Annotated in this window: 9 protein-coding genes; 2 read left to right on the top strand and 7 right to left on the bottom strand. The window is 40.1% G+C overall.

From position 1 onward, the window contains the following. Positions 1–72: 72 nt before the first annotated feature. Positions 73–879: an outer membrane protein OmpK gene (locus AKG98_RS03210; protein WP_067041313.1), complete on the bottom strand. Its 807-nt coding sequence runs from the start codon at positions 877–879 to the stop codon at positions 73–75. 798 nt (positions 880–1,677) lie between these two features. On the opposite strand from AKG98_RS03210, the gene AKG98_RS03205 reads away from it, so the two are divergent. After that, positions 1,678–4,749, top strand: coding sequence for an ExeM/NucH family extracellular endonuclease (locus AKG98_RS03205; RefSeq protein WP_157534061.1), 3,072 nt, complete (start codon positions 1,678–1,680; stop codon positions 4,747–4,749). 156 nt (positions 4,750–4,905) lie between these two features. Beyond that, the gene (locus AKG98_RS03200; RefSeq protein WP_067041307.1) at positions 4,906–5,799 is read left to right on the top strand and encodes an endonuclease I family protein; all 894 of its coding nucleotides are present in this window, start codon (positions 4,906–4,908) and stop codon (positions 5,797–5,799) included. Between the two features lie 167 nt (positions 5,800–5,966). Here the strand turns inward: AKG98_RS03200 and ushA are convergent, their stop codons facing one another. From ushA to AKG98_RS03170, 6 genes are all read right to left on the bottom strand, one after another. Then, entirely contained in the window at positions 5,967–7,616 is a 1,650-nt protein-coding gene (gene ushA / locus AKG98_RS03195) for a bifunctional UDP-sugar hydrolase/5'-nucleotidase UshA (RefSeq protein WP_067041304.1), read from the bottom strand. A gap of 85 nt (positions 7,617–7,701) precedes the next feature. Beyond that, positions 7,702–8,724: a murein tripeptide/oligopeptide ABC transporter ATP binding protein OppF gene (gene oppF / locus AKG98_RS03190; protein ID WP_067041300.1), complete on the bottom strand. Its 1,023-nt coding sequence runs from the start codon at positions 8,722–8,724 to the stop codon at positions 7,702–7,704. Next, the gene (locus AKG98_RS03185) at positions 8,718–9,683 is read right to left on the bottom strand and encodes an ABC transporter ATP-binding protein (RefSeq protein ID WP_067041297.1); all 966 of its coding nucleotides are present in this window, start codon (positions 9,681–9,683) and stop codon (positions 8,718–8,720) included. Before AKG98_RS03185 ends, oppF begins: the two co-directional genes overlap by 7 nt. Before the next feature lie 54 nt (positions 9,684–9,737). Next, on the bottom strand, positions 9,738–10,640 hold the full coding sequence (gene oppC / locus AKG98_RS03180) for an oligopeptide ABC transporter permease OppC (RefSeq protein ID WP_067041294.1): 903 nt from the start codon (positions 10,638–10,640) through the stop codon (positions 9,738–9,740). Between the two features lie 10 nt (positions 10,641–10,650). Continuing rightward, complete coding sequence (oppB, locus tag AKG98_RS03175; RefSeq protein ID WP_067041291.1) at positions 10,651–11,571, bottom strand: oligopeptide ABC transporter permease OppB; 921 nt, start codon at positions 11,569–11,571, stop codon at positions 10,651–10,653. 84 nt (positions 11,572–11,655) lie between these two features. Beyond that, positions 11,656–13,320, bottom strand: coding sequence for an ABC transporter substrate-binding protein (locus tag AKG98_RS03170; RefSeq protein WP_067041287.1), 1,665 nt, complete (start codon positions 13,318–13,320; stop codon positions 11,656–11,658). Between the last annotated feature and the right edge of the window lie 218 nt (positions 13,321–13,538).

The following is a 13,538-nucleotide window of genomic DNA, read 5'->3' as shown; positions in this document are numbered from 1 at the left end:
CGTAACATGTGGAGGCACGCTGACAGTGACTCCACAAACTTATTCTAAAATTAGGTTTTTAGAATAAGAGTCTTAGAATTTGTAAGATGCAGCTAAGTAATGTGCAACGCCTGTCGATTCAAAAGAATTGCTATCTTTAATACCGTAAACGTCGCGGTACGCTTTTAGGCCGTAACCAACTGAGTAACGATCTGAATGCCAATAAACACCATTAAACATCGCGCCGCCATTACTTACACCTGTGTCCATACCAAATTGGTAATCAATGTAACCTTGGTAAGAGATGAAGCTACCGTTATCAAAGTTAACGAAAGGTTTGAACCAGTTCATTGAGAATTGATAACCGTTCCAGTCTTTCGCGTTAATATCGTATAAACCATAAACATTCATACCTACTTTACCTAACCAAGGCACCATCACATCAGAACCTAAACCAAAGAAAGCATTATTAATATCACTACCAATCGCACCACCACCCCAGTTAAATAAAGTAGCAATATATACTTCTTGTACTGGGCCGAAAGACAGATCTTGACCTGTCATACCATCAAGTGAAAAACGTGGAGCAAATTTCATAAACATCTTGCTCGCGCCATCATTTTTATCTGAGCCGCTAGAGTTTTTATTCGTTAGATTAAATACGTCAACATAACCATATAGATCAACAACCCCTGAACGGCCGCCAAATTCCATTTCTAGATAGTCATGTTTTAGATTGTCTTTACCACTTGGCTTTTCACCAACGGCATACATTAAGTTGAACTGTGACCATTGGTAATCATTCTTGTGGATATCATCAGAATAATCAGCCGCGAACGCGTTGCAAGAGATAGCAGCAAGCGTAGTTGCAGCTAATGCTATATTTTTAACATTTTTCATCATTACTTCCATTTTATGGTGCACAACTCTGTATGAGTCAGCGCTATTTTTATGGCGCGAGTGTATCGCGATTTATAAAAAGTTCAATAAATCTGTAACAAACACAGTACTGAATGTGAAAAAATGTGATCGGCAGCATAATTAACTAAATTAGCCACAACTGATAAACGTTTAGACTACATATAAATTGGTATTAAGTAAGTTATTGTTGATAAAAGGATTTTTAAATATTTATTTTATTCATAGAAAATAAGTGTTAATTAAACAATTGATTATAATTACTTTTAATAATTCCTTAATTTAAATCCAAACTAACTGTCTATTTTCATCATGTACGATAAACAACCAACTCAACAATCAAATATTTATAAAAAACAAGCCTAAACATACTCCAATCTGAGCATTAAAAAATAAAAGTCACACATCAGATTTATCATGCATTAAAAATATTTGATGAATGTTTCATTTTTGTTACTAAAAATGATGAAGCAATAGCTCTAAATCACAGTTTAAGGATTTGACCTGTTACGAACCTATCTATTTTGAACATTGATGTATAGTTTGTTTCCCTACATTAAGCATTGATAACAATCAGATTAGTTGGAATATAGGTAATGATAAAGATTTCCGCATTCGTAGCATGATGAGTTCACCTACCCACATAAGTCATTACCTAAATGACGGTTTTACTCTGCAGTTTCACAACCAGCACTATTGTGTGCAGTCCCTAACGAGGCATACAAATGTCCATGCATTTAAGCCTTAACATAATAATAATGTCTAACTAACTTAGGATAAATGATGAAAAAGAAAATATTAGCGCTTGCCATTAGCAGTGTTATCTCAGGCGGTGTACAAGCCGCATTAACAGATATTTTAATTACTGAGTATGTAGAAGGTGGTGGCTACAATAAAGCGCTTGAGCTGACTAATCTCGGTGATACTGACTATGAGTTTCCTGCCAACATAGGTATTAGTAAACAAGGGGATGGCAAGACTGATGGTTGGGCTACTCTATTTGATCTTGAAGGAACCATTATTACAGCTGGTAACACATTTGTTTTAGTTGAAAAAAACAGTCGCTCTCAAGTTATAAGAGATGCGATTACGGCGAATGATGGTACCCCAGTCCTTGCAACGGCAAGTTTTGCTAATGGTAACGATGCCCTGGCTATTGCCGATATTACTGATCCTGAAAATCCAGTATTAATTGATGTAGTTGGCGTTGTTGATAGCAGTAAAAATTGGGGGAAAGATCTCACACTACGCCGTCGTTTGCTAGAGGGTGATAATACGCCAGTACAAAAAGTAACTTACGATCCTAAAGAATGGTTAGAATTAAATAAAGATGACTACACAGGTCTTGCTATCGCGGATCTCGCACCTGCTTCGGTGAAATTCACCTGTACAGAAGATAATATAAAAACGACCATTGAAGACATTCAAGGCGATAGTTGGAAATCACCACTTATTGCTAAAGGTAAATACGAATCAACAGACAGTATTTATGTTGAAGCGATCGTCACTGCAGTCACTAGCCTACCGAGAGTGGGTTTATACCTTCAGCAAACAGGCTCTGACCCACTCAGCTCAGAGGGTATTTTTGTCGAAACGAATGTGGCGACAACTGATCTTATCGGCAAGACCGTTTGTTTAAGTAGTAAAGTTTATGAAGATTATGGCTTTACTAAACTGAAAACAAGTAACTTTGACATTATTGATGCAGGCACAGCGGTACCGGAAGCAGTTGAAATTAAAATTCTAGATACTGACGTTAATGATAAAGGTGATTTTGATTTCCAAAAAACACTTGAGCGTTATGAAGGCATGTTAGTTCGCTTACCAGCCGATATGGATTCAAACGTAGATGGCGAGCAAACCATGCGCGTATCAAGAACGTTCTCTCGTGATTATGGAGCAAGAAGAGACAATATCTCTCTTGCTTATAAACGCCCTAACATGCAGCCTAACCAAGAACATGTCGCAGGCAGTGATGAAGCAAAAGCTCAGATAGCAGAAAATAAAAACTACCGAATGATACTGGAAAGTAACGAAAAAGTAGAGAATGACGGAAGCATTCCTTATTACCCAACATTCCTCGATAACCCCAATGTTAATTACATTCGCGTTAATGACAGTGTCGTGGGTATTGAAGGTATATTAAGCCATAGTTATGGTAACTTTAGTCTTACCGTGACCAATGAAGCAACGGTGGATACATTCAAGCACGCTACCCCAAGAACAGACAAGCCATCATTAAACACAGACACTGTTGATCGCGAATTCTCTATTACTATTGCAACTCAAAATGTACTGAATTTATTTAACTCGCCTGTCGGTGGGGATGAAAACCCAACAGGGCAAAACCGTGGCGCCCTATCACAAGCTGAATATGATCGACAATTAGCTAAAATCACGACAGCAATACTTGCATTAGATACCGATATCGTCGGTTTAATGGAAATTGAAAATAATGGCTTTGGTGATAATGGCGCGTTGAAAGCCTTAGTCGAAAGCATTAATAGTGATATTACCGATACTAAGAATCATTATGTTTTCGTTGGCATAGACAGCAATAACGATGGCAAATTAAATAACGAAGATACCATTGGTACTGATGCGATCACAACAGGACTGCTGTACCGCCCAAGTAACGTCACTTTGTATAGTTCTGGTATCATCCAAATGCCACAGCAACATGCACCAGCAGTCGTTAATGAAGATGGCAAAGAAATTGAAAGTGGCGATAATTATCAACGTGACACTCTCGCTGCAACATTTATTGTTAATCAAACAGGTAAAAAACTAAATATTGCTGTTAATCACTTTAAATCAAAAGGCTCAACTTGTTGGGAAGATGTTGAAAGTGGCGAAAAAGTCGATAATGATCTACAAGGTTCCTGCGAAAATTTCCGTGTAGCCGCCGCTTATCAACTTGGCACTGAATTCGGTAAACTTAAAGGCGACAGTGTCATTCTAGGTGACTTAAACGCTTACGGTTCTGAAGATCCACTATTAGTATTAACTCAAAACCTTACAAACAAAGTACTTACAACAGCACGAAATACCTATATCGGCGGCGATAAAGACACCCTAGGTACACCACAATTCAATCCTGAAGGAACACCGTTTACAGTTGATAAATCATTTAACTACGTCAATATTGTAGACAAAATGGATAAAGTGAAGGGTAAAACAGGTTGGAGCTATTCATACAATGATGAAATTGGTTCTCTGGATCATATGCTCGTTAATGCGTCACTTGAAGCGCGTGTAATTGATGCGGGTGATTGGCACATCAACAGTACCGAGTCTACTTATTTCCAATATAACAAAGAGGGTAAATACGGCCCTGTAATCAGTGATGCTGCATATGATGCATATAATGGTGGAGAAGCAACACCATTCCGTTCATCAGATCACGATCCTGCGTTCATGTCACTTAGCTATAAGTATGGTGAAGCCGATGTAGGTCAAGCGGTAGTATTACCTATTCTTAATAATACGATTAACCTAACATACGCGGTTCCTAATGGCATAGAAACGAAAAAAGGTAATATTTTAACCGTTAAAATTACATCTAAAACGACTGCAAAAACTAAAACTCTACGCTTTGTATTAGAGAATAACGATCAAAGTATCATCCCAATGAAGATCAAAGACATTCAAACTGGCGATTTCACAATTAAGATGCAGTTACTTCGGGTTGACGGTAACAAAGAAGTTGCGGTAGCAGGTTCAGACGTCAGCATGGATATTACGGTGGTGCAATCTGTTTTATCTACAGAAGAAAATACAGCTGGTTCATTTAGTCTCTTCAGTATCATGTCATTACTAGGGTTGGGATTCTTACGTCGTAAAACTAAATAACGACAACTAGCTTATGCGTTATCCATTAGCGCATAAGCTAGGGTAAGAGCTAATCGACATATATTCTTCACATCCCTTGGTTATCATACACCACATAACTATTTGGCATTTCTTCAATATGTTGAATTCATTAACAACTAATATATGAGGCTAACTATGAATAAATTTTTACTCCTCTTTGCAGTATTCGCTACGATAAGCGCAGGCTCCGTACTTGCCAGTCCCAATATCTGTACCAACTGTCCGGTATTAAACAAAGTTAAAGACATCACAAACTATGCCCCAGGTACTTATTATGCCAACTCTCAAGCGGCATACGGTGGTGATCTCGTTACATTCAGAAAAGCCATCATTTCTGATATCTCCAAAGGTCAAAAACAACTAAGTTATGGTGAAGTTTGGACTGCATTAACGCATACCGATGAAGATCCCCAAAATCCTGATAATGTTATTTTACTTTATAAAGGTAATTCAATTCCTAAAAACCACAATGGTTCAGGTGCAGCTAGCGCTAATCAGGATTATTGGAATCGTGAGCATACTTGGCCTAAAAGTCACGGTTTCCCAAAGAAATCTCAGCAAGGTTATACCGATATCCACCACCTCCGCCCTGCCGATATTTCGATGAATAGTGCTCGCGGTAACAAAGACTTTCATAACGGCGGAACGCCAGTAGCTGAAGACAATAGAAACCTAAGCACTAAGTATACTTGGGAACCTAGAGACGAAGTGAAAGGAGACATAGCTCGGATGATGTTTTATATGGATGTCCGTTATGATAAGAATACAGGTATAAATATGCCTAACTTGATTTTGGTTGACGCAATAAACACGAATCCGACCAGCGGTAAGAATCTACCTAAACTGGGCAAGTTATGTACCCTCATAGAATGGCATTTTCAAGATCCCGTCAATGATTTTGAGCGAGCACGCAACAATGCTATTTATGAATACCAAGGCAACCGTAATCCATTCATTGATAACCCAGAATGGGTTGATACTATCTATGAAGGAAGATGTAGTAAAAGTAAGGTGCCAGATCAAACTTAAATCGAAGAAGGTAATGGTAATTTCATCAGTACGATAGAGATATTTAACATCATTATTTACGCTGACTAATAGATGCATAATGAAAAAGCCATGACGGTTTATCGCCATGGCTTTTACTTTTACATCTTTGTATAAACCTTGCTATTTAGCAATGCTACATACTTGTATTAATTATAAACCATGTCATTTTTTGGCTCAAAATCAGCGACGTTAATCGGTGAATTTGCTTCAATGAACTCTTTCAGTACTTCTGCATCGACATAGCCAGTATTGACAAATGCTGAGTGCGTAGTGATTTTTGGATAACCGTCACCGCCCGCCGCATTAAACGAGGGAATAGTAAAACGATAGGTTTTCTTCAGATCAATAGCATTACCCGCAATAACAACGTTAGACACCTGCTTGTTTGCAACGGTCATCGAAATACCAGCGAACTGTGCGAACGCACCTGAGTCTTTCATCTTAGTGGCGACTACATTTAAGTAATCGATCACTTCAGCACCAGACATCTCTACATAAGTCACTATGTTGCCAAATGGCTGTACGGTTAATACGTCTTTATATGTTATTACACCGGCTTCAATTGACGCACGTACACCACCTGAATTCATTACACCAAAATCTGCTTTTGCACGTTGCATATGCGCTGTTGCAATCAAACGACCCAGGTTTGTTTGGTTGTTACGCACGATGTCACGATCACCTTGTAATAGGCCATCAGAGTAACCAATCTTGATGCCTAATGCTACTTGACCTTTTTCTTGGAACGGTTTAAGTTTTGCGAAAACAGCTGGATCTTGAGCAATCTCATTTTGGATTAAGACTCGTTTTTTCTTACCATCAACTTTGATTTTTTTCTTTAAATTAACGGGAATAAGATTGTATGACTGTAATGTAAACTCACCATTTTTAAAGGTATAATCCGCACGACCTACATATTTTCCCCATTCATGTGCCTGTACGATATCAGTCCCATTTTGCACGTCAGGTGTACAATCTTGCCCTGGTTTGAATTTCGCGTATTCAGCGCCTTCCATACACAAAGGTTCTTGTGAGTGGCCACCCACGATCATATCTAAATCACCTTCGTTCAGGTAGCGTGCCAGCTGCACATCACCCGGTGCATTGGAACCGTTGTCACCGTTAAGGTAATGGCCCATGTGCGTTGCTGCGATGATCACATCTGGATTTTCAGTTTCTTTCAATTCAGCGATGATGGCTTTGGCTTCCACTTTTGGATCACGGAATTCCAATTCGCTGATAAATTCAGGATTACCAATCTTTGCTGTATCTTCGGTCGTTAGGCCAATAACAGCAATTTTGATACCCTCTTTATTAAAGATCTTATAAGCATCGAACATGCGCTTGCCATCTTTATAGATGTTGGCAGAGATGAATGGGAAGTTTGCCCAACCTTCTTGTTTCGCGAGTACGTCAAGCGGGTTATCAAATTCATGATTACCTAATGTCATCGCATCGTAACCAATCATGTTCATACCAATGAAATCTGGTTCAGCATCTTGCAGATCTGATTCTGGTACGCCAGTATTAATATCACCGCCAGATAACAATAGTACAGAACCGCCTTCGGCTTTAACCTCTGCACGGATGTTATTAATCAGCGTGGCACGTGCAGCCATACCGCGTTCACCGTATTTATTCTGCCAGAAATTACCATGGTTATCATTGGTGTGTAAGATGGTGATATTGTATTCTTTATCTTGCTTCCATTCATGCTTAGGCTGTTGGTCCGTTGTAGCGCAACCCGCTGCAATAGCCATTGTTAAAGCAGAGAGCGCTATATTTTTAAGTTTCATCGAGTTGTCCGATTAATCAGGAATGTTAGGAAAATAAAGCCTCTATTGAAAATAAGAGACTTTATTTTAGATAATGATAAAGAAATTAAGCAACCATCAAACAAGACACTGAGTGTTCTTCATTACCGGTTAACTGAGGTTTAGTCTCGGCACAACTTGCTTTCGCCACAGGACAACGAGTACGGAATACACAACCTGATGGCGGGTTTAGCGGGGAAGGTAAATCGCCTTCCAGCATTTCAATTTTTTTCTTACGCTCAAGTATCGGATCAGGGATCGGCACGGCCGACATCAAGGCTTTGGTGTACGGATGTTTAGGCTCAGCAAACAAAGCTTTTGACTCACCGAGTTCTACAGCATTACCAAGATACATCACCAATACACGATCTGAAATGTGTTTCACAATCGATAAATCATGGGCAATGAAGATCAAACTTAAACCCAATTCTTTCTGCAGAGATTGTAATAAATTCACTACCTGCGCTTGAATTGATACATCCAATGCCGATACTGGTTCATCACAAATAATCATCTTGGGTTTTAAGATAAGCGCACGGGCAATACCAATACGCTGACACTGACCACCCGAGAACTCATGCGGATAACGATTGATTACATTGGGCAGTAAACCTACCTTAGTCATCATGTCCTTCACCTGTTCTTTCACTTCCACTTTAGAGAGTCGAGGAAAGAAAGTGCGTAGCGGCTCAGCTATAATATCGCCCACCGTCATACGCGGGTTTAGCGAGGCTAATGGGTCTTGGAAGATCATTTGAATTTCTTTACGCTTTTCACGCATTTCTTCACGTGGTAACCGGGTAAGATCCTGACCTAACCAAACTACGTTACCGGCAGCGGCTGGCACTAGCCCAATTAAGGCGCGGGCAAACGTCGATTTACCACAACCTGACTCACCGACTACACCCAGTGTTTCGCCTTCGTATAACTTGATACTGATACCGTCAACGGCTTTAAGCTTGCTTGGTGGTGCCCAAGGCCATAACGACTTCGACGGAATATCAAATTGCACCTTCAGGTCATTCACTTCTAATAATAACTTTTTCTCTACGGCTACTAAATCTTTCTTGGCTATATCAGTCATTACCATGTCCCCTGGTCTGAGAAGCAGGCACGTAAACGGTCGCCAGCAAACGGGATTAATTGTGGTTGTTCTTGTTGACAGTTTTCTTGGGCTCGATGGCAACGTTCTTGGTATGCGCAACCTTTTGGCAATGATAACAAGTTAGGTGGGTTGCCCGGAATAGTCGGTAAAATATCACCTTCGGTATCTAAACGCGGGATCGACTTAAGTAAACCTTCAGTATAAGGGTGACTTGGCGTATAGAAGATATCGTTCACCTTGCCATACTCCATGGTACGACCAGCATACATCACCAATACCTTGTCACAACTCCCTGCTACCACCCCTAAATCATGTGTGATCATAATAATCGCAGTATTAAACTTTTCTTTTAACTCATTCAACAACTGCATGATCTGCGCTTGAATGGTTACATCCAATGCGGTTGTTGGTTCATCTGCAATAAGCAGTTTAGGACGACACAACAATGCCATTGCAATCATCACACGCTGACGCATACCACCCGAGAATTCATGTGGATACATATTAATACGAACGCGAGCATCAGGTATTTTCACCGCTTCTAACATAAATACCGATTCTTCAAAGGCTTCTTTTTTACTCATGCCTTTATGTAAGATCAGCACTTCCATCATTTGCTGACTTACCTTCATGTAAGGGTTGAGTGAAGTCATCGGGTCTTGGAAGATCATTGCAATCTGTTCTGCTCGAACATGGTTAAGTTCTTTTTCTGGTAAATTTAAGATCTCTTTACCTTCGAACTTAGCACTACCAGAGATAATACCGTTTTTCGCTAACAATCCCATGATCGCAAATACGGTTTGTGATTTACCTGAACCTGACTCGCCTACAATGCCCAGTGTTTCACCGGGATTGAGGGAGAAATTTAAATCATTAACTGCTGTGACTGTACCGTCCGGGGTACTAAACTCAACGCGTAGATCGGTAACATTTAATAAGCTCATACGACTTCCTTAATCTTTATTTATCTGCCTTCTTGCGGGCTATCTATTTTTGATTTATCTATCTTTTGGATCCAACGCATCACGTAGACCGTCGCCAACATAGTTAAAGCAAAACAGTGTTAACACCATAAATGCAGCTGGGAAAGCTAATTGCCAAATCGCAATTTCCATGGTTTGTGCACCGTCTTGTAATAGGGCACCCCAACTGGTCATTGGCTCTTGCACGCCAAGACCAAGGAAACTTAAAAATGATTCCGTTAAGATCATGCTTGGGATCAACAGCGTTGAATATACTGCCACAATACCCAATACATTCGGTACAATATGACGGGTAATAATGCCCCATTGGCTCACACCACACACTCGCGCCGCTTCGATAAACTCTTTATTGCGTAAGCTTAAGGTTTGACCTCGTACAATACGCGCCATGTCTAACCAGGCAATGGCACCAATAGCCACAAAAATTAAGACAATGTCACGACCAAAAAATGTCACTAATACGATCACAAGAAACATAAATGGAATAGCATACAAAATCTCAAGGACACGCATCATCACGCGATCCGTTTTACCACCAATAAAACCCGATGCTGCGCCATATAGGGTACCGATGACGACAGCTACTAATGCCCCCATCACACCGACCATCATCGAAATTCGACCACCGATAAAGGTACGCACAAACAGGTCACGACCAAGGCTGTCGGTACCAAATAGGTGATCCCAAGAAGGTGACTGATGTATCGCATACCAGTCGGTATCATCAAAAGCATGCTGGCTAAGCATAGGTACAAGAATAACCGACAAGGTGATTAAGAATAAAATACATAAACTCACCATCGCCGCTTTGTTACGCATAAAACGAATGCGGGCGTCTTGCCACAAACTGCGGCCTTCAATTTCTAAATTTGTCGAGAAGTTGGTTAACGCTTCTACTTTGTCTGTTTTAGATAACATACCTAGTCCCTTAGTAGCGAATTTTCGGATCGATATAAGCAAGCAAAATATCAACGACTGCATTAAATAAGATGAATAAGAAACCAATCAAAATGGTCACGCCCATCACTAAGGAATAATCACGGTTAAACGCCGCGTTAACAAACAACTTACCAATACCCGGTAAACCAAATATGGTTTCAATCACCACCGAGCCGGTAATAATGCCCACGAACGCAGGTCCCATGTATGAAACAACGGGTAACATGGCTGGTTTTAATGCATGTTTCATCACAATATGCGGGTAACTTAGACCTTTCGAACGCGCAGTACGAATAAAGTTACTGTTCATCACTTCAATCATGCTACCACGGGTAATACGGGCAAAGGTTGCAATATATAACATCGACATAGCAGCAACTGGCAGGAGCATATACGTCCAAGAACCATCATTCCAGCCACCCGCAGGTAACCAGCCTAACTTAATAGAAAATAAGTAAATAAGTGCTGGAGCTAATACAAATGAGGGCATGACCACCCCGATCATCGCCGTTGACATAATGCTGTAATCAAACCACGTATTTTGCCGCAGCGCGGCAAGTGTGCCGATGGCAACGCCGAGTAATACCGTAAATATGAATGCGGCAATACCGATCTTAGTTGATACCGGTAAAGCAGCGCTTACCAGTTCATTCACGGTAAAATCCTTATATTTAAACGAAGGTCCTAAGTCCCCCTGAATAACATTCGTTAAATACGTGGTGTATTGCTCAAGTACCGGTTTATCTAAACCATACTTAGCATTAATATTGGCCATCACTTGTGGCGCAAGCGTTCTCTCACTTGAAAAAGGACTACCCGGTGCAAAACGCATCAGGAAAAAAGAAATCGTGATCAAGACCAACATAGTCGGTATTGCTTCCAAAAAACGTTTTAAAATGAATTTAAGCATAATTTCACTCAATCTATGATTATTTCAATGTAACAAAATACTGCATACAGCTGTATGCATGCAGTACCATATTACAAGAGGTATTTATTCTGCGATGATGTACATATCTTTAGAATAAAGTTTGTCTTCAGCGTTATTCTTCGCGTAGCCACCAACATGTGGGTTAACTAGGCGCGCTTTAACATACTGATAGATTGGAGCGAGTGGCATATCTTTTGCCAGAAGGGCTTCTTGTGCGTAGTAAAGTGCCTGACGTTGCTCTTCAGACGTGGCGCGAAGGGCATCAGCCGTAAGCTTGTCGTATTCAGCACTCTGATAGTGGATACCACCTGTAGTGTTTTTACCTTCCATCAGCGAAGTAAAGGTCGATGCTTCATTATAGTCACCACACCAACCGGCACGAGCGACTTGGAAATCACCTTGTTTTTTCGATTCTAGGTAAGTTTTCCACTCTTGGTTTTCAAGTATTACGTCAACACCTAAGTTTTTCTTCCACATTGAAGCGATTGCTACAGCAATCTTTTTGTGGTTATCTGATGTATTATAAAGCAGGCTGAATTGCAGTGGATTAGAGTCATTATAACCCGCTTCTTCCAACAGAGTTTTAGCCTTAGCATTACGTTCATCTTGAGTAATTTTACCGTATGCTGGCAGTTCAGGGCTAAAATTGGCCACAATTTCAGGCGTTAAGAAATATGCAGGTTTTTGACCTTGTCCAAGAATAATATCCGAGATAATACCGCGGTCAATACTGTATGAAATTGCTTTACGTACACGCACATCATCGAAAGGCGGTTTATGGGTATTAAAATTGTAGTAATAAGTACAAAGATCGCCTTTGATTGAAACCGATTCGGGATGTTCTTTTTGCAGGTTACGGAAATGCTCGTTTGGCAGCTCATAAGTCATATCAATTTCACCCGCGAGGAAGCGATTCATTGCCGCCACTTGGCTTTCAATCGGCAGGAAAGTGACTTTTGTTAACTTAGTATTGGCATTATCCCAGTATTGTTCATTGCGAACCAGTTCAAGACGCTCGTTAACGACCCAATTGCTTAGCACATATGCACCATTACCAACAAAATTCTCTGCTTTAGTCCATTTCTCACCATATTTTTCAATGGTTGCCTTATGCACAGGCTTCGTTGTGGTATGACCCATCATCATCACAAAATATGGGATTGCGCTGTCAAGATTAATTTCTAAAGTATATGCATCTAACGCTTTCACGCCAAGCGTAGATTTGTCTTTCTTGCCCGCTATAATATCTGCCGCATTTTTCATGGTTGTCATTTCAAAATACCATGAATAAGGCGATGCTGTATTTGGATCAACAGCGCGCTGGAAGCTATATACAAAATCGTCCGCCGTTACCGGATCACCATTGGACCATTTTGCATCTTGACGCAGGTGGAAGGTATATGTTTTGTTATCTTTGGTTTCCCAACTTACAGCAACACCGGGAATGGTATTACCATCACTATCTTGGTTTACTAGGCCTTCTAATAAATCACGAATAACATGTGCTGCTGGTACACCTTCAGATTTATGCGGGTCTAAAGAAGCCACTTCCGAGCCGTTATTACGTACCAGTTCTTGAACTTTCGCTAATTTAATTTCAGTGCTAGCAGATGCATCCGGCGATTTTTTAACAATGGTTTTTTCTTCAGGCTTATCACTACAAGCAGCTAAGGTAAGAGATAGACTAGTAGCAACCAATAAGGTGCGGGTTATTTTATTTTTTAACATGTACAAACTCCTGTACGACAATTACATCCATTACATCCATGATCTTTAGAGTTTGTTTGATATTTTTATTACATAAATATCAAACATCTCTAAAGTAGTAGTCTCGACAATAGCAATTAATTCAGTTAATTGCTATTAATTCCAAACTATCATCAATCGACAACCGTTAATACCTGCAATTCGATAATTATTAAGATTAAGTATCTAAATGTGACATT

The organism is Moritella sp. JT01 (assembly GCF_001574435.1).
Taxonomy (GTDB): Bacteria; Pseudomonadota; Gammaproteobacteria; order Enterobacterales; family Moritellaceae; genus Moritella.
The sequence above is the reverse complement of the archived record's forward strand: the minus strand, read 5'-3'. Positions and strand labels throughout refer to the sequence as shown.